We start from the raw sequence: 22,943 nt of genomic DNA, 5'->3' as shown, positions 1-22,943 counted from the left end.
ACACAAAAAGCAATGTTATAACATTACATTAAGAAGGTTGAATTATGCTACCCCATCCACAATGAAGAATCAATTTTATTCTATGGATGAAATGAACTGGGTTAATTCAACAGCAAATGATAAAGAAGAATACTTGTTATGGCGGATCAAAGCTTGATTGTGAACAAAATGACTACACCACAACCATTAATACAATTGATTGATATAGTAGCTGGATATGGACATAAACCCATTTTGCAGCATCTTAATTTGGCAATCCATGCAGGTGAAATTTACGCCTTATTGGGCGCTAATGGCGCGGGTAAAACGACCACATTGCGCCTGTTATTAGGCTTCATAGCACCAGATTCTGGACAGGTATTAATCAATGGCATTGATGTGCCAAATCAACCGCAACAAGCTTGTCAGCAAATCGCCTATATTCCTGAAAGTGTTGCGCTATATGAGCACTTAACTGCATTTGAAAATGTCGATTATTTATTATCACTTGCCGGGCAACAGGCATCTCATGATGAGATCAGACAGGCACTTTTAGCTGCGGGCTTACAGCAAACAGCCATTGATCAGTGGGTGAGTGATTTTTCTAAAGGCATGCGGCAAAAGGTTGCGATTGCCTTGGCATTTACCCGCAAAGTACCGGTATTGTTGCTGGATGAACCAACGTCGGGCCTTGATCCTAGAGCTAGTGATGAATTTAATGGATTATTGGCGATTTTACGCCAACGCGAAGTGGCAGTTTTGATGGTGACGCATGATTTGCTCAGTGCCAGCCAAATTGCGGATCGGATTGGTTTTATTTCAGCAGGAACAATCGCAGAAGAAATTATTGCAAATGATCAGTCACCACGATTTGATATTAATTCACTACATCAACATTATACCAAATGGGCGACCTCATGAATGAGTTACAACGAGTTTGGTATATTACTTCTGATGAATGGCGTTATATCCGGCGTAATAAAGTTGCGATTTTTGCGATTGTTTTACTGATACTGCTTACTTTAACAGCGGTTATAAGCGGTGCTGAATATCAACGTGTGGTTAATGATGAACGTGTACAATATCAATCTTTAGCAAATCATGCCTTTGACGCGCAACCTGATCGACATCCTCATCGCGTGGCACATTTCGGCCATTTTTTATTTCGCCCATTGGATCCCTTGGCTGCGTTTGAAACAGGGGTTGATCCGTATACGGGGCATACCATTTTTTTAGAAGCGCACCGCCAAAATAGCGCAAATTTTAGTGATGTTAGACAATCCTCATTGTTAGTACGATTTGGCCAACTCACGCCTGCATTTATCTTACAAATCTTGGTGCCTTTACTGCTTATTTTTGTGGGTCATGCCATTGTGAGCCGTGAAAAGCAAAGTGGGACATTGCGCCTTTTGTTGAGCCAAGGTGTTCGAGTAAGAACCTTTATTTTAGGGAAGTTTTTGGCGTTAACAGGCGTCGCATTAATTAGTTTTTTGCCTGCGTCCATGGCATTGGTTTGGATCGGGTGGAGTCAATCATTATCTGCCCCTCTGATTGGCATGCTTGCATTGGCGTATTTAATTTGGTTGCTTATTTGGGTGACGGTGGTCATGCTTGCTTCGACCCTATTATTGAATGGTCGTGATGCTTTATTGAGTCTGTTGACGATTTGGTGTGTGTGCGTGATCATCATGCCACGTATCGCACCTGACATAATTAGTAAGCGCATCCCTTTAACCAGCAATATTGAAATCAATATTGCTGTGGAACGTGATTTCTTGCAGCTTGGTGATAGCCATAACCCAGATGATCCCTATTTCTCAGATTTTAAACAAAAAATCCTAGATCAATACAAGGTGGGTCGTGTTGAAGACTTACCGGTTAACTTCAAGGGTCTGTTGATGGCAGAGGGGGAGCGTTTATCTTCCGAATTATTTAATCGGTATTTAGCGCAAAATATCGAAAAACAACAATTACAAAATCATTATTTGGATCAATTTAGCTGGGCAAGCCCTATATTGGCTTTGCGTCGGCTTTCAATGGTTGCTACAGCATCAGATTTAAGAGCTTTTCATCACTTTTTAACACAGGCAGAAGATTATCGTTATCAACTGATGCAACATTTAAATGAGCTACAAACCACAGAAATTAATTATCAATATGATAATGATGGCAGCCGCATCGATCATCAACATTGGCAACAATTCAAGAGCTTTGAATACACACCATTCAATAGCAGCGATCGCATTCATAATATGCGCACACCATTCTGTGTACTTAGTATTTGGTTTTTACTTTTATTTATTATTTTAATTGTGCCTGCGAATCGTTACATGGGAAGACAAATCAGATGAATTGGATACGTTACGAAATTTTGTTGCTGCTTCGTTCAAAACTATCCGTCATGGCTCTAGTTTTCTTGTTCGCATTGGTCAGTACATCGGTGTGGTTTGGTGTTCAGGAAGTGCAGTACCAGCAACAGACGATACACGAATTACAACCCTTACACGAACAGGATGTTGGCCTGTTAATTGATCAATTTAAACAATACCCCGAAGGTGGCGATGCTGGCACTGCGGCTTATTACACCTTTTATTATACGTGGAACACACCATCTGATCTGGCATTTACAGCCGTGGGATTAAGAGATGTCGCACCGTATGTGTTAAGAATCCGAGCCTTAGCATTACAAGCACAGCTTTATGATGGTGATGCATTTAATCCCGAGTTTGTGCTCTCAGGGCGCTTTGATTTTGCCTTTGTACTGATCTATTTAGTACCATTATTCATTATTGCCTTGATGCATGATTTAGTGTCTAGCGAACACCAATCTGGCCGTTTAACCTTGCTGCATTCTTTACCACAATTTAATAATAAGCGCTGGATCAAACGGATTTTATTACGATTTACTTTAGTCCTTTTGACATTGCTAACCCCTTTTGCGGTGGGCGCCATCGTACCTCAAGCAACCGTAGCTGCAACGTTGTCATTCATGCTGATAATCATTAGTTACTGTGCATTTTGGTTCGGTATCTGCACTTTTGTAATCAAAATGGTGTGGTGTTCGGTGACCAATGCAACGTTATTGGTTGGTATCTGGATTATCGTCACTTTAATTTTACCAACACTGACCAATCTGGTGATTGTCCGATATGTGCCTGTCGCACAAGGTGTCGATTTAATTCTCACCCAACGACAGAATACACATAGTGCATGGGAAATTCCGCGTGAACAGACCATGAATAATTTTTTTGAATATCATCCACAATGGCAGGATACAGCACCATTGCCTCCTGATTTCCATTGGAAATGGTATTTTGCTTTTCACCAAATTGCAGACGAAAGTGTTGAAGACTTATTTAAACAATATCGTGCAGACTTGTATCAGCGTCAGCAATTAACCCATTATTTAGGCTGGATTTTACCAAGTGTGGGTGCACAGACCGCTATTCATCGATTGGCAAACACAGATCTAGCAGCGCAGCTTGATTATCAAGATCAAATCATAGCATTTCATCAACAAATTCGTGATTTTTACTATCCCTATTTGTTTAATGATTTGCCATTTACAGTTGCTGACTTTGTACGTCAACCCGTATTTCATGAGTCTATCAATGCGCCATCTAAGATTAGCCGAGAAAATATCCCCTTTATTTTATTATCGTTGATTATTTTTGCAATCAGCTTACTCACCTTTAATCTTAAATCAAATAAACATTAATAGAATCAAAAAGGTAAAAAATGAATACCATATCAATATCGTCTTTAGTAAAAACAAAAATGTCAGATCTCATTGGTAATACACCATTACTTGCGTTACCACTCAAATCAACGTGTGCACGCGTATTGCTTAAAATGGAGTCATTTAACCCAACAGGTACTGCAAAAATTCGTATGGCAAAACAAATGATTGATGATGCTGAAGCACGCGGTCAGTTAAAACCAGGAGGAAAAATAGTTGAATCAACTTCTGGCAATACTGGACTTGGGTTAGCCATGATTGCAGCAGAGCGTGGTTATGAATTTACGGCGGTGGTTGATCAACATGCCAGTAAAGACAAATTATATGCCATGCAAGCGATGGGTGCCAAGCTACACTATGTTGGTGAACATGATGGACTTGCTACTGCAGATCGTGATGCAACTGCTGAAAGAATCGCACGAGAATGTGGCGCCTATTGGACGGAGCAACATAATAATCCAGCCAATGCTAATGCCTATACACAGCTTGCTAATGAATTATATGACTCATTGGGCAATAAGATTGATTATCTTATCGGCGCTGTTGGTACAGGTGGCTCACTCTGCGGCACAGCACGGGCATTGAAGAGTTATCTGCCACAATTACAAGTTGTTGGTGTTGAACCCCTCGGCTCCATTATTTTTGGTGAAGATGAGCAGCATGATTATTATCAATCAGGTACAGGAACCCCTCGTGGTGCTGAGATTGGCGAATTAATAGATTATCAATTAATTGATATTGCTAAAAAAGTTTCAGATAAACAAGCCTTTGAAACGGCACGGTACCTAGCAAAACATCATGGTATTTTTGTTGGTGGCTCAGCAGGCGGTGTAATATATCAAGCACTACAACTTGCCCAAACCTTGCCAGAAAATGAAACTATGGTAGTTTTAGTATGTGATGGCGGTGAAAAATATATACATACTATCTTTAATGATGTTTGGATGAAAGATAAAAACTTACTAGATAGTTCAATCACTAGAAAATTAACCCAACTGTTAGATTAAATAGGACAATTGTGAATAGCCACCGATTTTGTAGACACTCTTTAGTTAGATAAAATGGCTAATTAACGAGGTGTTTATGAACAGTAGCAAACGATATCCTGAAGAATTCAAAATAGAAGCAGTAAAACAAGTCACTGAGAAAGGTCATAGTGTGGCCGAAGTTGCTGCACGTTTAGGAACCACCACACATAGTCTGTATGCTTGGATTAAACGTTATGATCCACAGCAACCCAAGATCACAGAACCTAGTGATCCACTTTCGGAATTAGCAAAGCTAAAGAAAGAACTCCAAAGAGTCACGGAAGAAAGAGACATATTAAAAAAAGCCGCGGTGTACTTCGCAAGTCAGTCCAAGTGAGGTATGCCTTTATTCAGGACAACCAGCGTATCTGGCCGATTCGTCGTTTGTGTTCAACTTTAGATGTTCATCACAGCGGCTATTACGCATGGTTAAAGCAGCCCATCAGTGAGACTGCTAAGAAACGGCAACAGCTTTCGGGTCTCATTAAACAGTTCTGGCTCGAATCTGGTGGAGTTTATGGCTATCGCAAGATTCACTGTGACTTAAAGGATATCGGTGAAGGCTGTGGAATTAATCGGGTACATCGGCTGATGAAAGCGGATGGGCTTAAATCACAGCGTGGCTATCGCAAGCCTAGAGCTTATGTTGGTATTCCCAATATTGTCTCCACAAACACTTTAGAGCGGCAGTTTAATCCAGCTCAGCCTAATCAGCGGTGGGTTACTGATATCACCTATATTCGTACACATGAAGGCTGGTTATATCTTGCGGTAGTGATTGATTTATTTTCGCGCCTTGTAGTTGGCTGGTCTATGAAATCGAGAATGACTACAGATCTGGTTTTAGATGCATTATTGATGGCTCTGTGGAGAAGGAAACCGAAGTGTAAAGTACTCATTCATTCAGACCAGGGCAGCCAATATACGAGTCATGAATGGCAAGCTTTTCTCAAGTATCATAATCTGGAAAGCAGTATGAGCAGAAGAGGAAATTGCCATGATAATGCTGTTGCTGAGAGCTTCTTTCAGTTGCTAAAACGAGAGCGTATTAAGAAGAAAATTTACGTATCGAGATCAGATGCTAGAGCAGATATATTTGAATATATTGAAATGTTTTATAACTCAAAACAACGGCATGGTTCCAATGGTCAACGTTCTCCATTAGATTATGAAAAGGCCCATCAAAAGATGGTTATGTGTGTCTAGAATTTTGGTGGCTATTCATACATGTATATAATTTAGCTTGTGGGCATTACAAATGTGCGGGTATAAAAGTCAATAGCTTAGAAATCAAAACATACTTACCCGAAGGCTATAGCACGGCAATTCCAAAAAAAGTTTTAGAGCGAACCATAAATGAATATGAAGACAATAAGTCTAAAAAATAATATCTATTTAAAAATTATTGTTCAAAGAGCAATGAATTCCATTGCCCTATTCCTAGAAAATCAAAGGGTTCCATGCCCTACCTTTAAGGTACGAAGATCTTCATTAACATATCACCCTAAAACCAGCAATAATGGGCGAAGTTATCGGCTACAGAACGTGATTGATGACTATCGCTGTGAAGGATTGTAATTGAAGCAGGGCTATCCTTGCCTCGGTATGACATCCGTATTGATTATATTCAGCCCTACAAGCCTCAACATAATGTATATATCGAGTGATACTATCGTACCATACATTACAGTTGAGGAGGATTACCCTATAACTTAACCTTGCAACGCTGGCATCATAACTTCTTGCACAATTTGCATACCTTCTGGAGTACTCCAATTGCCAGTCAATTCTGCGATTAATTGATTTGTGCTTGTTAATGTAACACCTGCTTTTAACATACGTTGTAAAGCAATATCGTCTGCCATTTTACTTGGAGAACCACCTGCATCAGCCACCACTTGAACTTCATAACCTTGATCAATCAAAGTTAGTGCTGGATAAACAGTACAGACATCATTCGTTACACCTGCAATGATAATACGTTTACGACCAGTTGCTATGACAGCTTTGGCAAAGTTTTCATCATCCATGGCATTAACTATACCTAAACGTTTAATACGTGCCTCAAATTCAACGGGGAAAATCTCTTTAAGTTCCTCTATCAAAGGACCCTGAGCATATTCTTCCATACTTGAGGTAAGTAACGTTGGAATATTAAAAATTTTTGCTGTTTTAGCCAACATAATTGCATGGCGTTTCATCTCTTCGAATGAGATCGAATTCACCCAACTCATAGTTCCGACTTGATGGTCAATCAACAATAATGCTGAGTCTTCGCTTGTAAATCTTTTAAAAGTCATTTGAACACCTCATTTAATTTGATAATGGTTTTGCACTAAAGAAAACGAGTTTTGCTCCTCGTTCGAGAGCTTTCAAAGAAATATACTGAGTTACTTCTTTTGCTTTAAAAATAGGAATTTGTAAATCATCAAGCTTAAAAGTCTGATCATCTATACAAACTTCGCCATAGACAGGTAAGATAAAGCCAGAATGTTCAGGTGCTAAGGTCAATATAAGTTCTGCATTTGGTTCAAAACTAATGTCCAACATTGTGACTTCAGTAGGTGGGGTCAGTGGTGATTGAACATTTTCAAAATGACCTAAAGGCACACGAACTTTAACCCCTTCTCGATGTACTGTAAGGACATCTTCAGCTTCAAGAATGAGATAGCTTGGTGCTGTTTCTCGTAAGTGCGATGGCAAGTTAATAAAGATTTGTAGGGAATGTACGGTCTTTCCTGTTTCAGCAGGAACTTCTTCATGTACGATCCCTTGACCAGCTGTAGTCCAATGTAGACCACCTGGTTTTATAAGGTTTTTAGTTCCAATTGAGTCACAATTATTCATTCCTGTTTCTGAATCAAGGAATAAATATGAAACTGCTGAAAAGCCTTGATGTGGATGGGGAGGAAAAGTCGGTCCACTCATCCAAGCATGATCAACACCAATAAATGGATTAGTTGCGTTGTACGTTCCCCTTAAGCCATACGCTCTAAAATGGCTACCAATGTTCATGCGTTCAAGTGATAAGATTTCAGACATGGATTTCTCCTCCTTTCAATTGACTTGGCTTATGTTTGAGCAAATGTTGGATAATCGATATAGCCTTTCTCTGTTCCACCAAAGAACGTCATACGATCTGCTTCATTCATGGGAGCGTTGATTTTTAAACGATCTACAAAATCGGGATTGGCTAAGATCATTTGTCCATAGGCTTCTAAATCAGCTAAACCACTTTCAAGATCATTTCCAATTTTTTCTCGTGGTTGGCCAGGGCGATTAAGAATGAGTGTTTGCGTCCAAAGATTACGAATATCTGCTAAGAGTTTTTCATTGCCTTGATGCATCACATGTACATAAACAAGTCCTAATTTATTCAGTTCTTTCACTAGATAACGATATAACTCTGGACCTTCTTCACCTTCATCAATTCCCCATATAGTTGTTCCAGGTGACAGGCGAATACCTGTGCGATCTGCACCAATCTCTTCTGCAATTGCTGTAGCGACTTCAATAGCAAAGCGAGCACGGTTTTCAATAGAACCACCATATTCATCGGTACGTGTATTGGCACTTGGAGCAAAAAATTGTTGAACTAAGTACGCATTAGCACCATGAATCTCAATACCATCTGCGCCAGCCTCAATTGCAGATTTAGCTGCATGTCTAAAGTCCTGAATCGTTTGTTTAATTTCGTCGATGCTTAAGGCTTTAGGTGTTGGAATATCTTGCATACCAGTGGCTGTAAACATACCCGTTCCTGGTGCAATGGCTGAAGGCGCAACCCCTAAACGATGATGAGGTGTATTGTCTGGATGTGACATACGCCCTGCATGCATCAATTGGATAAAGATATGGCTCCCTTTTGCATGCACAGCGTCGATTGTTTTTTTCCAACCTAGAATATGCGCATCTGTGTAGATACCAGGTGTAGCAAGATAGCCCTGTCCATCATCTGAAGGTTGGGCACCTTCTGTAATAATTAAGCCAATGCTTGCTCGTTGAGAATAATATTCTGCGGCTAACTCATCAGGAGTACCATCAAAGAGCGCGCGAGACCGGGTCATTGGTGCCATCACTAGGTGATTACTTAAGGTGTAGCGACCAAAGTTTGCAGGTTTGAATATCTTGTTCATGTCAGAATTTTCCTCTGAATTTTTACAATCAAGCTTAAATCTGATTTCATCATTACTGTATGTTCATTAGTATTAATTAATTTAAAAAAGGAATAAATAAGCTAAAATGAAAATGATTAATGCATGAATGGAACAATAATGGAAATGTTAAATGACATGGCGTTGTTTGTTGAAGTCTGTAAAGTCATGAATTTTAGAAAGGCCGCAGAGAATTTAGAAATGCCTAGTTCAACGCTTTCAAGACGAATTAGCCATTTGGAAGGAGCAATTGGTTTACGGTTGCTGCATCGAACTACACGAAAAGTTGAATTAACAGAAGCGGGGCAGATCTATTTTGAACGTTGTAAACGAATTGTAGAAGAATCGAAGCTTGCTCACGAACAATTAGGTGAGATGCTTTCTAAACCAAGCGGAACATTACGAATATCATTGCCTGTTGATTTTGGAACGATCTTTTTAACTGAACTTTTGGTAGAGTTTGCTGCGCTTTACCCAAATATTAATTTCGAAATTGATCTCACGCCTAGATTAGTTGATTTAGTTGCCCAGAATATTGATCTAGCGATTCGTATGGGCAATCCTCCTGATTCCAATCTAATTGCACATAAACTCATGCAATTCAGGGGACAACTTTTTGCATCGCCCAAATACTTAGAACAACATGGTATTCCCCAACATCCGAATGATTTGATTCATCATGAGTGTTTGAGCTTTCCAAACAATATACTTTGGAAGCTATATCAAGCTCAAGAAACAGTTGAAGTAAAGATTGGGGCTAGATTTATGCTGAATAATGTAGGCATGACACGAAAGCTATCTCTTCTTGGTCAAGGCATTTTATTTACACCTTATGAAGTGGTGCAAGATGATATAAATAATGGTTCATTATTGCCCATTCTTTCAGAATGGCAAGGCGATGTCTTGCCCGTCTATGCTCTGACAGAAACACGTTTATTACCAGCAAAAGTTCGCATTTTTATTGATTTTTTAAGGAATAAGTTATCAACTTAAATAAGTTGTTTTGAGAGTTTAGGCGCGACTCTAGTCATTAAAGGCGAGTTTACTGTTGGTATATTAATGGCCCTTCTTGCCTATAAAAATCAATTCAGTGGTCGAGTCAGCTCCCATATTGATAAGTATGTTGAAGTCAAGATGCTCAGCCTACATGGTGAGCGTCTAGCGGACATCGTTCTTACTGATCAAGAAAAAACAGATAGCTATTTATTTGCATCTGAATCGTCAGAACTACAAAAAACAGAGATAGATGTTAAATCTCTAAGATTCAGGTATTCAGAAGATGAGTCTTGGATCATTCATGGCATTAACTTTAATATTCCAGAAGGACAATCTGTAGCAATTGTTGGCCCTACGGGTTGTGGTAAAATCACGCTTATGAATCTGCTATTAGGTAACTTAACACCTGAGTACGGTGAAATTAAAATTGGTGGGCACGAGCATGTAATACTTCTTGTTTAGCAAAATTTTTCAAATCATCTATTAACTTTTCATCCTTAATATAAGGTATGGACTCATGACATAATCGACACATCGAAAATTCAGCATCTACCAAAAAATAACTAAGAGCATTCATAGCATTACTAGAAAATCGATCATTATATATCCAACTCAAGGGTACATCTGACCAATCCAATATGATATTTCGAAGTTTAATTTCGCAATCAGAAGAAGAAACTGAATGAGGCTCTTGAATACTTTTGATATGTTGATTCATTTTTTTACTCACAATTTTCATAAGCTTTAGGTATTTAAGAATATTTGCGGCTAACATCTAATATAATTTCAGCAAGCTCTTGAGGATGTTGTAAAGGAATCCGATGTGTTACTTGTGCCAATGGTATAAATTGATACTCTGCCGATACACTTAATACTGCATTTTCAGCACTACATCTATTAACAGAGGCATCTTTTTCGCCCCAGATAAATGTTGTAGGTACATGTATTCTTTTAATTAAATCCAATGATGAGGTAAATGGCATTGCACGATACCAATTTAAACTGCCTGTTAAAAATCCTGGTTTTAGTACTTAATCATTAATCCATTCCACCTCATCCGAACTTAGTCCAGTACCCATTAACATTTTTTTAAATACTGGATATTTATGTTTTATAAATAATTCTGGAAATCTTGGTATCTGAAAAAGTCCCATGTAATAAACACGTGCCAATTGATCACTAGTAAATAATGCTTTAACAAATGCAGCACTTGTGGGTACAGAGACTGTAATAAAATGATATAATCTACCTGGGTATTTAGCTGCAAAACCCCATGCTACTAGCGCCCCCAATCGTGTCCAGCCAAATATATTTTGGGTTTATTAATTAACTGGACTAATATATAAATATCGTCTACGAGTTTAGTGATACTATATGCCCAAATAGATTTTGGATATGCAGTGTTGGTATAACCACGCTGATTAGGTGCAATAGTACGATAACCTTGTTGATTAAGTATTGATGCAATATTTTCCCAACATATATTCGTCATTGGAAAACCATGTAATAGTACAATCACCTCTCCATCCAAAGGACCTTGATCTTTGACATTAAAAATTAATCCTTCGTTTTTATATTCAGTGATACGTTTCTATCCCATCATGACACTACACTCTTAATAACGATCAGATATGATTATCTTTAGCTTTGATAGTGATGATAATGATGCAGCTTGGAGCTGTCTTGACACTTTTCATATCGTTTGACTTTTTATGCCAAGTATAATCTCTCTGAAAAATGGATGTAAAAAATAGAGTTTTCTCTTAAAGAATAATCAGTAGATTCTGCATGAAAGCATCTAGATTTACAGGCAGCCAAATCATGCTCATCTAGAAGTAAGCTGAATTAAGTACACCCCTTTGCCCTGAAGATGGTATGAGGAATGCTACTTTCTATAAGTGGTGTATAAAATTCGGAGGAATGGATTAATCTCTAATTGCTCATCTGAAAGAACTTGAAGCTGAAATCATTCAGGAAGCTATAGCAAAGAAGTAGTAAAGCCATCTTGCCGATGCAAGATAACGCAAAACACACAAAAAAATATATGAGCATATGTTCTTCATAACGAATCTAATTGAAAGAAGTTTTGCAGAACGGATGGCATTACAATTGATTAATCGAAAAGACCTACTTTTTTAATTTCACCAAAACCTTTGGAACTATTCAACCTTATATTTCTGTCTAACAACTACTTGAATAAGTTATGCAACTATTCATTTTACTAAATTCGTATTTTAATAATTTAAAAATTGAGTTGATTTTTTAATTCCAGTTTTAAATAATAAACTCACAAAAATTAAGTTAATTATTGCAGTTAGATTCTTTAGCTTTCTAACTGATTCCAAATTTTTTATCTGAGAATGAAGACAAACATGACTGTAGAAATTAAAGAACTCTAGAATATAGGTAAATTTAAGTCACAAGGCTCTCATTGGAAAAAATTTTTTCTTGTCATCTTAGTAATTGCATTAATTGTAACTTTTACTCGAGATGGAGGAGGATTTTTTGGTACGTTTTTTCTTGCCTTTTTAGGCGTAAGTGCCTTGTGTACAGTTCCTTATTCCGTATACCTTCTCTTTAGAACCATGCTGATGTTAGATATAAAGAAGCTACATCAACAAAAAGAAGCCGAAATAAAAAAACATGGGTTTAACATTGATTTTTCTACAACTGGATTATTGGTCGATCAGAAAAATAGAAAACTTATTTTTACCTTAGACCCGAAACCAATTGTGTATATTTGTAATTTTGATGATGTTAGACAATGGTATTCAGGCTCAGATGTTCATGAAACCCAATATAGAAATAGTGAAGGTGCTTATGCTGGCTCTAAATCTTTAACCGTTGCTAGATATATTACTGTACGTACTGCTGATCCCCAAATACCTGAAATAAGATTCGCTGTTTCCAGTGACAGAGAACAAAGCTTATGGATAGGACGATTAGACGCACTGATTAACGGTTAATTGAAAAAAAATCCTACACCCCTTTTTTTAGTATATTAAAACAAGGGAGGGTAGGATTTTTATCTACAAGAGTTTACTTAATTAAAATATAAAAATATTAGCGCCAACTATTCGGTACTTTAAACTTCCCACTACCACTAGGCAATTCTGAGCTTAAAACATATTTAACATTAAAAACTAATCCTGGTAACACTGTATTTGGTTTCTCATTAAAACAAACATAAGTATTTCGACTTGAAGGTTTTACTAATCGATATCGTGTTCCTACACTTGAAGTATAGTAAACACCACCATCTTCCGTCATAAGACCAGTATTCGTTTTTGATGTATTTTGATCGTAGCTCTGGCTAGTATTATTAATTGCTGAATAATAGTTACATCCTAATGATTTTGAGACTTCAGCAGCTTTTCTAATTGCATATTGTGTTGCTACCGACTTCTGAGTATAACCATTCACAGATGCTTTCACTTGAAATACATTATCATCAATAATTGTACTTTCAACTCCCCCTGACGCTCCCATATTTTGATACGGAGTCGTGCATCCTTGTATTCCTAAAACACATAGTCCCACAAATAAAATTTTTTTCATGCAAATACCCAATAAATATAAAAGTTAATTACTTAAATTAAAAAAAATCCCAAACCCTTGGGGAAGGACATGGGATTACGACATTGATATTCCATTGGAGAAATGTATCGCTAAGTGTGCTTTTTATCACATACTTAAAACCAAAATAAATATTCAATCACAAAAACAATACAGTTCTGTCTATGCTGTAAACTTCGCTATCAATTCTAAATTTTATTCTCTCAACCGAATATAGAACGTCCGTTCTTAATTTACAGACTTCACACTCTGCTGCAAACCTTGCTGAATATCCTGAACATTGGTTAGGTCATGAGTCTGCTGATGTTGCTCTGGCTTTAATTCATCATTGTAAAACTCCTCTACAATATCCAAACCCTCTTCGCCATTTATCTCAAAACAGGCATTGTTATAACCCTGTCGTGCCACATGATCTAATCCCTCCTGATAAAATCCTGCTGCCTTGCTTTGTTCATCAATTTGCTTGGCTGAGGTAATCGCATCTTTCAGGTTTGTGCCATCACGTAAGGATAAATCCACGTAGTAAATCGGGGTACGGTAGCTTTGGGTAGTGCTCTTCCCCCTTAAGGTCAATTGCAATGGCAAACATGACAGTAAATTACCTGAAGCTGCTTGGTAATAACGCAGTCGAGCTGCCAAAGTACGGATACTATTAAAGCCTGTGGTTCTAAAGATGAATGAGCCAAATTCATCCGATTCACCTAAATTGACGTATAGTCTGCCATTAGGCTTACATAATCCGCCCTGTGCCAATGGACATAAATCAGGGGATGGACACGGATGTTGTTCAATCCCATTTTGACTAAGTCGTTGGCAAGTTTCGCCATTACCTGAGCAGATTAATCGTCCTGTTTGTCGGTCAAATAGGCTGTATTCTGCACGTAGATTCAGTTCTGGATCATTGAAAATCATCCGTACTGGTATGGTTCTGAGCTTTTGGTTTTGTGCTTTAGCCCGCAGTTGTTCATCGAGGGGATGTTTCACCCATCCTTCTTTGTTTTGGATTTGGCTGGTAATGGTGAATTGGTCATCACGTTCAGGCTGTCTTTTACCATTCTTTTCTACAATTTTACCAATACTGATACGGCCCAATACGGGTGGTGTGATAGCTAGACCTTTAATCATTGTGTTTTCCTCTATAAGGTTGAAGTCGTATTTGAATTTGAAGTTAATAAATTTTGAGCATAAAAAATCCCATACCAAAACAGGTATGGGATCAGTTGCTGTTTGGGTGGTTGAAATGGATTCTGGATGTTGTAAGTATGTTTTATCCACCATTTGGATAAATCTGAAAGCGTCGTGTTCCTGATTTAGTTTGTGGGAATTGCTGTAGATATTCAGGATACTGTTTAAGTAAGGCTTTACTATTGAGACTAATAGAGTCTTGAGATTTCTTCCACGTCACTGAGCCACTAGTAAATACAGCCCGTTCAGCGTCTTTCATCATCATTTGCAATTGATGTTTTAGCTCATCAAAATATTGTTGGTGTTGCTCAACTTTATGCCGCTCCTCAAGTAACTGGTTAAATAGGTAGTTAGCTTGTTCATTTTGAGTCAGGTCTTCTACTGTTAATGGAATTTGCTCAGGATAAAGCTCTTGCAAAGCTTTGGCTGCTGAATCCGAAGCATCAACGCTGGGTGGAATACCTGATTCCACGCATTGCCAGAAGTGACGTTCTGCATTAATAATGTGCTGGATCACGGTTTCATTTCGTGTGACCTTATAAATTTTAGTTTCATGTCCACAGATCAAGGCACAAATATGCGCTGCCTGTTTGCCTGTAACAGCCAGTTGATGCTGAACTTGGCAGAGGATGTAAAGCGGTACACCATTTCGCCAAAGCTTTGAGCCATATTCCCCGACCGTTTTACATTCGAGAATCTGCACTTCATCACTACCGACTACCGCATAATCAAGGTTTGCCAACATAAAGTGCTTGTCTTCATCAGGATGTTGTAAGACTGCATTGACTCGACGCACCTTATTATTGGTGTGCATGCTGTAGTATTGCGCAACCAAAGGTTCTAACTGTTTGCCCCAGTACAACGGTGCATAACCTGCACTTTCATCTTCGATGTTTTGTTGCATTCGACCTGTTTTAATCATCCATAATTCCAGCATCGACATATGGGGATTGAGTCCACATGCGGTAGCGGCATCACTACTACCAATGCCTTGTTTTCTGACCTCTAGCCATTGCTGGTAGTTCATTTGCTTGGTGTTGGCGAGTCTTTTCGCTGTCAGAGCTTTGGTCTTTCTTGGCTGTTTGTTCAGTCGGTCTCGTCTAGTTCGAGTTCCCACCTCAACCTGTTGAGTGGGCTGATTTAAGTTTGGTACATAAGGTTGTAAGGGTGGATGATTTATCGTGTTCTGAATTTGAGTATTGCTATTCATTGTAACTATTCCTGTATGAGTAAAATCGTAAAAGCTGAATTTTGGGCATAAAAAAAGCCACATCGAGGGGACGTGGCGAAAGGGGTATACGGGTTAAGCTGTACATGATGATTAAAATAGGCTTATTTTCTTAAATAAAACTTAATAATCATTCAGTCTGTTAAGCCACCATACGAAGGGCTTGTTCTAAACCGCGTTGTTTAATCGCGGCCCCTGCCCCAAACCATGCTGAATCGAGTCGGTGATCCGTACTCATGGCGCGACGTTCATGGTCGGTGAATTCTGTTATGGCGCAGAGTAATCCATAAGCCGTGTCTTTGGCTGAACTCAGTTCGGCCCCTCGTCCATGTCCGTTAAACATGGTCATGACTTTCGACATGGCACGTCCATTGGGTTCAGTTTTATTGTCTGATCGCGTTGAGCTTATTTGATTCGGCATGGCTACATTTCGATAGAACTGAATGATACTTTCGTCCTGTTCAGCCATACTGAGACTGGTATTGTTAAATACTGCATCAAAGTAGGCTGCGGCTTCCTGCTGTGTGACTTTACGTTGACTGAGTTGTTTCATTTCATACATGTGTTCATCCCATGCACGTACTGAAATCCCCAGTTGTTGTTTGACTTTCTCGGCATCGAACTTGGTACTGTGAGGCACTTTGACTACACCTGCACTGCTTTGTTGGCCTTTTAAAGCAATAGCTAAAGTGTTGTTACATACCACGCGAATAGAAGTAAATTGTGCCGTGGTTGCAAGTGTGCCATCACAAGCTGTAGCAAGGAGGATATAACCATTGCTGACATCCTTACCTTTAAGGGCTGAGGTCTGTCCAGTCTTCGCCAATGCCCAGAACTTTTTACCGCCTTTGAGTACCCCTGCTGTTTCCAGTTCAAAGCCTGATTGCTCGGTCAGATCCCGATAGAATTCTAGAATTTCAAGGGGTTGGACTTCTTGGTAGCGTTGACTGACCACCGATAGTGGTGCATGGGTATCAGAGCGATACAGCACTCGCTGTTCTTCAAAAGGCATGATAATACTTTGCCCACGATGGTTTTGTGCCATATAACTGACATTGGAGGATTCGATACGCCAGTCCATGCCCGCCTGCTGTGCCCACACTTCGATAGGTTGGTTTTGACTCAGTTGATTGCCTAAGCCATGCCATGGGGTTTGTCCGATATAGGCCATTTGTTCAAGTTGATGGGCCATGATGTTGTCCTTTTAAGTCGGTTGATTTTATTCAGGTTGTTGAATTTCAAAGTGGTCTAAGCATTGCTCACATTGGTAATGCAAAGTAATGAGGTTGTCTTCTTGCTGGATATAGAGCAGAAACATTCCTCCTGCTGCCAATCCAATGAAGCCACCAATGATGGGATTGATCCCAAGTCGTTTTGAGATTTGCATCCCCACGGTGGCTAGAGACATCGGTGAACAGGAGGAAAAGGAAATCTTGCTTCGGGCTTGTTTGTTTTGGCTTTGCCTGAGTAGTTGCACATGCGGTGAATGGCAATAGGGACATTGCGGCATGGCGTGCTCCTTTAAATATTGAAGAATTGAGGCATAAAAAAACCACGAGCATCGGCTCGTGGTTTTTAAGGTTATGTAGTATGGAGAATTTTGGTGCTTGATTGCTATTAACGCTTTACGTTACTTGCTGTGGGTTGACTGTTCTTTTTACAGGGACGGATACTTTGGATATAGGCACCATCCCCTGTATCTTTATAGAAGCCATACTTGGATTGAATTTCAAGGCACTGGCCTTTCTTGAATGGTTTTAGTTGCTTGGCGACTTGACTTGGCAATGCATAACTATTCAGGATCACTTCACCCTTAGTCGTTGGGAAGATCACGGCTTCCTCGCCATAGTGTACATTAGCCTTTAAGGTAATCTGTTCAGCCTTGGCCATTGCAGCTGTTGAGAGTGCTGAGAAAACACATGCAGTTAAAATCACTTTGAGTTTTTTCATATCAATATGCCTATATTTTTAAATCATTGAAAGGTTTAAAGTATTGCACCATGTTGATGTCTGAGACTAAGAACATGGGTAGAATTCAATCGCTGTCGCTTGTCCTGTTTGTCGGTTAAAGCCTGCTTCCGCTTTACGGCAAGTCCCATTGTCTAAATAGAAGTTATTTTCGTAGATGATCTCTGGAGTCTGCTCATTAATGATGAACGCTTTCCCCTCATCCGCACCTACGGCACCAATACGGGTATTAAAATGAGCGGCAAACTGCTCCATCATTTTTAGGTTCAGCCAATGCAGTTGCTCCTGTAAGGCATGAGGCAAATCAGCATAAGCAATCATGCCTGATGTGGCTTTCTTCTTCGCCTGAGCCTGTGTTGTTGCTTTGGCGTTTTGTACCGCTTCTAAGGCACCTGCCACTTCATCAGCACTGACTTCTAGATGCGCTGTTTGGGTCTCGGGATCTTCGGTTAAGCCTTCAATACCTGAAAGCCTATGCTCAACTAGTTCAGATGCAGCTTGAGCCATATCCGTTGTGTGGTTCTGGACTTTGGATTGTTCTAGTGCAAGTTGTGCCAACTCAATATCAGTTTTACGTTGTTGATGCTGATTAAATAAAACAGCTGCGACCACAACAATCACCGCAATACATAGCCCAAGCATCATCAGCTTGGATGTTTGAAGTTTTTGCATCATCTATCCTTCCCTTAATGCGGCCATAGGCCCTGTTCTTTAAGTGCCTTAATTTGAGGATCAATTGTCACCTCTCCTGTTCGACAGTCTGTGGTCTCACCCGTTTTTTGGTTAAATGTTTTCGACATATTCGGGTTGTCACATAACTTTTTATATTTGCTTGCGGTTGCTGCAGGTTGTGAAGCTTTGGCAGGTGCTCGGTAGCCGACTCGTCGAACAATTAAATTGTTACTTGTGCCGAATACTCTTAAGACACCACCTCCTTCCCAAGTTGCGGTATAGGCAAGCTGTTGTTCACAACCATTGGACATTGAGGCTTGAACTTCATGTACACCATAATGGCGTGTTGCAGAGCGGTAGGTACAAACACTTGTATAACCACTGCCTTGCTGTACATTGACTAAATGCGCCATGGTTTCTGCTGAACCTAATCCATAAGAAGGTGCTGCATGGCTTAGGGCACTCAAACCGCAGGCGAAAACTGCCGTAGCAATTAATTTTTTCATCATTTTTACCTATTCATTGTTCTATTCTTACTGGGTGAGGAATGACTCAATGTGGCTATGAGAACAGCCACTCCAGAAAGCTAAAGGGCCAAACAAAAGCTCGGCCTAAGAGATAGGCTTTGGAATAACCCGCAGGAAAACTCCAAATCAGTTTGATCCAATAGCCCACCATGATCAGCAAATAAGTAATAAGAACGTTCTTCATATTCAGCTCCCTATTTCAATTTCGCCATACAGGCAAAGCCTGCTTGTTGAACTTTATCCTCCCAGTCTTCAGGGAATTGCCATGGCTCTTTGATCTGTTTCAGCCGATCTACACCGTAGTGCTTTTCAACATTGTCATAGCTACAGGAACAGAAACTTCGATTGCCGCCAAAGTTACGGCAACCATCTTTAAACTCGGATTCAAATGAACTGCTACAGGCTGTGAGTAAGGCGCAGCCGAATAATAAAAATAATCGTGTTAATCTCATCTCTTCCTCTTATCAATACATATGCATGCCAGTCCATATTCGGATATGGCTTCACTGAGGTAATGTGTAAGTGAAATTGCTTTAATTAAGATTAGAACGAAATCAATGAAGTTGTTTTTATAAAGCCTAGACATGACTTATCCTGGGTAAATCCCAAGTTCATTATTCCTTTCAATCGTCATAAAGATTTCAGTGAAATCAGCAGAAGCTATGTTCTGCGATCAAGCACAGACAAATAGTGAGAAGAAAAGAAGAAGTTAAGAATAGAAATAGTACGCATGGCGGACTCCTGTATGTAATAGAAGTTCTACCAAATCACTGTCAATTGATTAGGGTGGCAGAACGAAAAGGGGTTGACAGACTGGACATACAGACCCAGCACACCCTAGGGTGTCCCCTTCCCGCCCTACCGCAACGTGAGGGGGACGAGTGGGTTTCACACAGACTTCCCCCTCAGAAGGAGTAAATCTGATGTGCTGTATGAAAACGGTCTGTCAAAACCGACTGGCAATGTAGGCCAGCAAACAAAGGATAATCAGCGATAGAGAGGGTGTCAATCTTTAAGATTTAAATGAATAAAATACAAACTCAATTCGTCTTATATTAGACCTATCTCGTTTCTTAAAATACAAAATTACTCTAGCCTGGTTTTTCAAAAATTGTAGTAGAAAAAAAATAAGTAAACAAATACCAAGTCATCGCTTGGTATTTTTAGCAATTTAGAAGACTCTTATAAATAGATCATGTCAGGGCTGAAGTGAAGAATATCTCAAATCATCATACATATTCAATTTATGTAAAAACCTCAAATACATCCATGTTTTAGTCATCATGTGCATGCAATTCTTTATCTTCAACACCTTGATCCATCACTTGCACAATACCCTGCCCATTTTTGATCTCGGCTGTATAGTTTCCTTTATCACTATAAATTTGAATAATCGTATATTGATCTTTTTGACTTTGAGTAATCGTAAAATAGTTTCGTTCTGGTATACCTTGTTCAAACTCGCCACGCCAACGTAAGATATCATCATCTACTTTTTCAATTTCAACAATTTTCCCACTACGATTGAGTCCATACTCAAGCATTTGGAACTTAACCACATCTCCTATGCTTTTGGTTTCAATGATATTTTGATTATAGTTAATAGCCATTCCTTTATTGCTTTTAGAGAGTGGTAAGGCTTCACTATTTTTCAAATCATTGTCTTGAATTTCATGAAACAAGACCATTTCTTTCTTTGCACTTTCTAACTCCTGTTTTGAAATATTCAAATTGTCTCGCGGAAAATTAGATGTGGATTGATCAGAGGAACTAAAACGATTCGATTCTTGACTTGAGCCATTCTGTGTAGATGCCCCAGCTTGATCTGGCTTAAAAAAAACAAATAAACCCACAGTCACGATAAACGTGACTGCAAGTAAAGTTAAAATTTTATAATGCTTCATATGTTTGAAAACAACTTAATTGTATTGTGAGATTCGGATAACGTTAGCATTAATGACACTAACAGCATCTTTCTTACCTTCTTCACCTAAGCGTACGCCGTATTTAGGGTTATAAAGATATGGGCTCGAATAAAAGTTTAAGTTATTTCCACCCAAAGCAGTGCTCCCCAATGGATGAGAAAAACCTGAACCGATATTGGTTGAGTCACCATGATACAAACCTAAGTTATGACCGACTTCATGACGCATTGCTGCAACTGAACAGCCAGCAATATCATTAGCACCGATCATGTTATATGAACTCGCATTGATCCAAGCCCAACCACAGCCGCCAGCGCCAGGCTCATTTCCTTGGTAATACACTCCATCCGCTAAGACACGTTTACGCTCCGCTTGAACAGTTGTATCCGAACGCCCAACATTGATCGCATCTAATAAAGTTGATGCAGGAATTTTATAAGTTAAATAGCCTGTTTGTCTTAAATAAAATTTGGCTGATGAATTTTCCGCAGTTAAATTGGTTAAATTCAATCCTTCAATCATACGAAGTTTTGATGCACTTTCACCCAGAATCGTAGAAACTTCTGGACTGTTGACTAGCAACATATCGATGGTATAACTATCAGTTACCCAACCTTGAGCGGTAAAAATAAATCGACGATTTTCACCCGTCTTAATTGTTGTGGATAAGCCGTTGGCAGCTGTAATAAAACTATCTGTGCCAGCTGTGGATGACAAAATGACCTTATCGCCAACCTGTGCAGTTGTCGGTAAATTGATGCTTTGTTTCCAATTAGAATCAGAAATATTCACTTTGAGTGTAGGCTGAGTCATATTGGGTAAAGTTGAAGCAATTGCACTGCTTGAACTAATAGTTTTTGTTGGAGCAGACATTAGAACCCAATGAGCCTTATCTGTTACATACATAAACTCATATTGGTCACCAGTTTTCAGACTCAATGTCGCACCACTATTGGTATTCGTATTATTAATTTTTGCAGCCCAAGTTGCTGTTGATTTAATAATGATACGATCACGATCATTTGCAGTAGTTGGCAATGTGAAATTTGAAACCCAATTTGCATCTGCAAAATTAACTTCCGTTACAGGTGTCGTTACAGCATTTAAGCTTGCTCCAATATCCTTAACGTTTATTTTCACGGGTTTAATAAACTCAGGAACCCATTTCTGTAAAGCAGCATTATATTTGAGCCAGTATTCACTGCCATTATTTAGATTATAACTACTCGCAAAAAGTAAGTTATCTTTCGAAATTTCAGAAGCATAAGCCGCCGTCGAAACGATTTGAACTAATGCACCGTCCATCACATTCGTTGGCAAAACAATTGTTTTTGCCCACTTTCCATCGGCAAGTGAAACCTGCTGTAATTTAACATTACTCAAGACGATTTGTTCAATTTGCGAATTATTACTTGGGCTTACAGTAGCAAGTTGAGCAACCCATTTCTTCGATGAGGAATTGTAGACAAATTGAAAAGTGTCTCCACTTTGTATTTCCAGCACTTCAATAGGTAAGTTTGTGTTTGAAGTATCTAAATAGCTTTTATAGCCCGCAGTTGATTGAATGGTTACCTTGTCTAAGTTATTCGCATTATTTGGCAAATAAATATTTTTTACCCAATTGCCATTTGCTAAAACAAATTTTAGATCAGCATAACCAGTTGGTATATTGCCACTATTCGTATTTTGATTTGGGGATAATGTAGTAGAAGCATAAACTGCTGAAGCAGTTACTAGTCCAGCTATGCAAATCACTCTAAGACTTAAATTCATTTATTCTTCCTATTTTGTGCTTTTTTTGCACATACACAATAGCAAGAAGTGCAATCCAGCTCAACATTCAATTTCAAAAAATAAAATTAACAATCAATATCTTACCAAAATCTCACTTTCTTAAAAATCTGATTATCCATTCAAAACAAATGATTAGATATCCAAATAGGCTATAGAAATTTTGCCAAGCTTG

26 protein-coding genes and 3 pseudogenes are annotated in these 22,943 nt (G+C 39.0%); 10 read left to right on the top strand and 19 right to left on the bottom strand.

Annotated features, from left to right (window positions below):
* The first annotated feature begins 138 nt into the window (after window positions 1-138).
* The 6 genes and pseudogenes from V6E90_RS18485 to V6E90_RS18460 form a co-directional block, all read left to right on the top strand.
* Window positions 139-900: an ABC transporter ATP-binding protein gene (locus V6E90_RS18485; protein ID WP_332606142.1), complete on the top strand. Its 762-nt coding sequence runs from the start codon at window positions 139-141 to the stop codon at window positions 898-900.
* On the top strand, window positions 897-2,330 hold the full coding sequence (locus tag V6E90_RS18480) for an ABC transporter permease (protein ID WP_332606141.1): 1,434 nt from the start codon (window positions 897-899) through the stop codon (window positions 2,328-2,330). Before V6E90_RS18485 ends, V6E90_RS18480 begins: the two co-directional genes overlap by 4 nt.
* Complete coding sequence (locus tag V6E90_RS18475; RefSeq protein ID WP_332606140.1) at window positions 2,327-3,697, top strand: DUF3526 domain-containing protein; 1,371 nt, start codon at window positions 2,327-2,329, stop codon at window positions 3,695-3,697. The genes V6E90_RS18480 and V6E90_RS18475 overlap by 4 nt, the downstream gene beginning before the upstream one ends.
* A 59-nt stretch (window positions 3,698-3,756) precedes the next feature.
* Window positions 3,757-4,725: a PLP-dependent cysteine synthase family protein gene (locus tag V6E90_RS18470; RefSeq protein WP_332606139.1), complete on the top strand. Its 969-nt coding sequence runs from the start codon at window positions 3,757-3,759 to the stop codon at window positions 4,723-4,725.
* Window positions 4,726-4,801: 76 nt separating this feature from the next.
* Window positions 4,802-5,952, top strand: a protein-coding gene (locus V6E90_RS18465; RefSeq protein WP_332606138.1) for an IS3 family transposase whose coding sequence is annotated in 2 segments (ribosomal slippage) — window positions 4,802-5,042 and window positions 5,042-5,952 — 1,152 coding nt in all. Because the reading frame shifts where the segments join, the coding sequence is not laid out codon by codon here.
* Between the two features lie 309 nt (window positions 5,953-6,261).
* Window positions 6,262-6,410 (top strand): annotated as a pseudogene (locus V6E90_RS18460) (IS3 family transposase); the annotation flags it as partial.
* 48 nt (window positions 6,411-6,458) lie between these two features.
* Here V6E90_RS18460 and V6E90_RS18455 read toward each other — a convergent pair.
* The 3 genes from V6E90_RS18455 to V6E90_RS18445 are packed head-to-tail and all read right to left on the bottom strand — an operon-like array spanning window position 6,459 to window position 8,882.
* Window positions 6,459-7,046, bottom strand: coding sequence for an isochorismatase family protein (locus tag V6E90_RS18455; RefSeq protein WP_065343444.1), 588 nt, complete (start codon window positions 7,044-7,046; stop codon window positions 6,459-6,461).
* A 13-nt stretch (window positions 7,047-7,059) separates the two neighbouring features.
* Window positions 7,060-7,788, bottom strand: coding sequence for a pirin family protein (locus tag V6E90_RS18450; protein WP_332606137.1), 729 nt, complete (start codon window positions 7,786-7,788; stop codon window positions 7,060-7,062).
* A 29-nt stretch (window positions 7,789-7,817) separates the two neighbouring features.
* On the bottom strand, window positions 7,818-8,882 hold the full coding sequence (locus V6E90_RS18445) for an alkene reductase (protein ID WP_065343446.1): 1,065 nt from the start codon (window positions 8,880-8,882) through the stop codon (window positions 7,818-7,820).
* Between the two features lie 138 nt (window positions 8,883-9,020).
* Between V6E90_RS18445 and V6E90_RS18440 the strand changes: the two genes are divergently transcribed.
* Window positions 9,021-9,893 carry a LysR family transcriptional regulator gene (locus V6E90_RS18440; RefSeq protein WP_332606136.1) on the top strand — a complete coding sequence of 291 codons (873 nt, stop codon included), beginning with the start codon at window positions 9,021-9,023 and terminating at the stop codon, window positions 9,891-9,893.
* Window positions 9,894-9,911: 18 nt separating this feature from the next.
* Window positions 9,912-10,331, top strand: a pseudogene (locus tag V6E90_RS18435) (ATP-binding cassette domain-containing protein); the annotation flags it as partial.
* Here the strand turns inward: V6E90_RS18435 and V6E90_RS21915 are convergent.
* Genes V6E90_RS21915 through V6E90_RS21910 form a run of 4 tightly spaced genes read right to left on the bottom strand, consistent with a single transcriptional unit; the run spans window position 10,318 to window position 11,388 of the window.
* Window positions 10,318-10,614, bottom strand: coding sequence for a metal-dependent hydrolase (locus V6E90_RS21915; RefSeq protein ID WP_159725352.1), 297 nt, complete (start codon window positions 10,612-10,614; stop codon window positions 10,318-10,320). The pseudogene V6E90_RS18435 and the gene V6E90_RS21915 sit on opposite strands and share 14 nt — an antisense overlap.
* Window positions 10,615-10,648: 34 nt before the next feature.
* Window positions 10,649-10,879: an alpha/beta fold hydrolase gene (locus tag V6E90_RS18430; protein ID WP_332606135.1), complete on the bottom strand. Its 231-nt coding sequence runs from the start codon at window positions 10,877-10,879 to the stop codon at window positions 10,649-10,651.
* Between the two features lie 48 nt (window positions 10,880-10,927).
* The gene (locus tag V6E90_RS18425) at window positions 10,928-11,188 is read right to left on the bottom strand and encodes a hypothetical protein (RefSeq protein ID WP_332606134.1); all 261 of its coding nucleotides are present in this window, start codon (window positions 11,186-11,188) and stop codon (window positions 10,928-10,930) included.
* Window positions 11,176-11,388, bottom strand: a complete 213-nt coding sequence (locus V6E90_RS21910; protein ID WP_081409003.1) for an alpha/beta fold hydrolase — start codon at window positions 11,386-11,388, stop codon at window positions 11,176-11,178. Before V6E90_RS21910 ends, V6E90_RS18425 begins: the two co-directional genes overlap by 13 nt.
* Window positions 11,389-11,684: 296 nt before the next feature.
* On the opposite strand from V6E90_RS21910, the pseudogene V6E90_RS18420 reads away from it, so the two are divergent.
* A pseudogene (locus tag V6E90_RS18420) lies at window positions 11,685-11,888 on the top strand (IS3 family transposase); the annotation flags it as partial.
* 599 nt (window positions 11,889-12,487) lie between these two features.
* Entirely contained in the window at window positions 12,488-12,862 is a 375-nt protein-coding gene (locus V6E90_RS18415; RefSeq protein WP_332606133.1) for a hypothetical protein, read from the top strand.
* A 97-nt stretch (window positions 12,863-12,959) separates the two neighbouring features.
* Here the strand turns inward: V6E90_RS18415 and V6E90_RS18410 are convergent, their stop codons facing one another.
* The 12 genes from V6E90_RS18410 to cpaA form a co-directional block, all read right to left on the bottom strand.
* Complete coding sequence (locus V6E90_RS18410) at window positions 12,960-13,454, bottom strand: CC0125/CC1285 family lipoprotein (protein ID WP_065343450.1); 495 nt, start codon at window positions 13,452-13,454, stop codon at window positions 12,960-12,962.
* A 246-nt stretch (window positions 13,455-13,700) separates the two neighbouring features.
* Window positions 13,701-14,597 carry a recombination directionality factor gene (locus tag V6E90_RS18405; protein WP_065343486.1) on the bottom strand — a complete coding sequence of 299 codons (897 nt, stop codon included), beginning with the start codon at window positions 14,595-14,597 and terminating at the stop codon, window positions 13,701-13,703.
* A gap of 142 nt (window positions 14,598-14,739) precedes the next feature.
* Window positions 14,740-15,867, bottom strand: coding sequence for a YqaJ viral recombinase family nuclease (locus V6E90_RS18400; protein ID WP_065343451.1), 1,128 nt, complete (start codon window positions 15,865-15,867; stop codon window positions 14,740-14,742).
* A 160-nt stretch (window positions 15,868-16,027) separates the two neighbouring features.
* A complete protein-coding gene (locus V6E90_RS18395) occupies window positions 16,028-17,077 on the bottom strand; it encodes a DUF932 domain-containing protein (RefSeq protein WP_065343452.1) in 1,050 nt (349 codons plus the stop codon).
* A 27-nt stretch (window positions 17,078-17,104) separates the two neighbouring features.
* Window positions 17,105-17,395, bottom strand: coding sequence for a hypothetical protein (locus V6E90_RS18390; protein ID WP_065343453.1), 291 nt, complete (start codon window positions 17,393-17,395; stop codon window positions 17,105-17,107).
* Window positions 17,396-17,502: 107 nt separating this feature from the next.
* The gene (locus V6E90_RS18385) at window positions 17,503-17,835 is read right to left on the bottom strand and encodes a hypothetical protein (RefSeq protein ID WP_159725354.1); all 333 of its coding nucleotides are present in this window, start codon (window positions 17,833-17,835) and stop codon (window positions 17,503-17,505) included.
* 66 nt (window positions 17,836-17,901) lie between these two features.
* Window positions 17,902-18,525 (bottom strand): hypothetical protein, encoded by a 624-nt coding sequence (locus tag V6E90_RS18380; protein ID WP_332606132.1) that lies wholly within the window; start codon window positions 18,523-18,525, stop codon window positions 17,902-17,904.
* A gap of 14 nt (window positions 18,526-18,539) precedes the next feature.
* Window positions 18,540-19,034: a hypothetical protein gene (locus V6E90_RS18375; protein ID WP_332606131.1), complete on the bottom strand. Its 495-nt coding sequence runs from the start codon at window positions 19,032-19,034 to the stop codon at window positions 18,540-18,542.
* Window positions 19,035-19,086: 52 nt separating this feature from the next.
* The gene (locus V6E90_RS18370; protein WP_171257972.1) at window positions 19,087-19,236 is read right to left on the bottom strand and encodes a hypothetical protein; all 150 of its coding nucleotides are present in this window, start codon (window positions 19,234-19,236) and stop codon (window positions 19,087-19,089) included.
* A 10-nt stretch (window positions 19,237-19,246) separates the two neighbouring features.
* Window positions 19,247-19,504 carry a hypothetical protein gene (locus V6E90_RS18365; protein ID WP_065343457.1) on the bottom strand — a complete coding sequence of 86 codons (258 nt, stop codon included), beginning with the start codon at window positions 19,502-19,504 and terminating at the stop codon, window positions 19,247-19,249.
* 822 nt (window positions 19,505-20,326) lie between these two features.
* Window positions 20,327-20,956 carry a metalloprotease secretion chaperone CpaB gene (gene cpaB, locus V6E90_RS18360; protein WP_065343458.1) on the bottom strand — a complete coding sequence of 210 codons (630 nt, stop codon included), beginning with the start codon at window positions 20,954-20,956 and terminating at the stop codon, window positions 20,327-20,329.
* Between the two features lie 15 nt (window positions 20,957-20,971).
* Window positions 20,972-22,750, bottom strand: coding sequence for a metalloendopeptidase CpaA (gene cpaA / locus V6E90_RS18355; RefSeq protein WP_065343459.1), 1,779 nt, complete (start codon window positions 22,748-22,750; stop codon window positions 20,972-20,974).
* Window positions 22,751-22,943 lie beyond the last annotated feature (193 nt).

It is taken from the genome of Acinetobacter sp. ESBL14 (assembly GCF_036668815.1).
GTDB classification, from domain to species: Bacteria; Pseudomonadota; Gammaproteobacteria; order Pseudomonadales; family Moraxellaceae; genus Acinetobacter; species Acinetobacter gyllenbergii.
The sequence above is the reverse complement of the archived record's forward strand: the minus strand, read 5'-3'. Positions and strand labels throughout refer to the sequence as shown.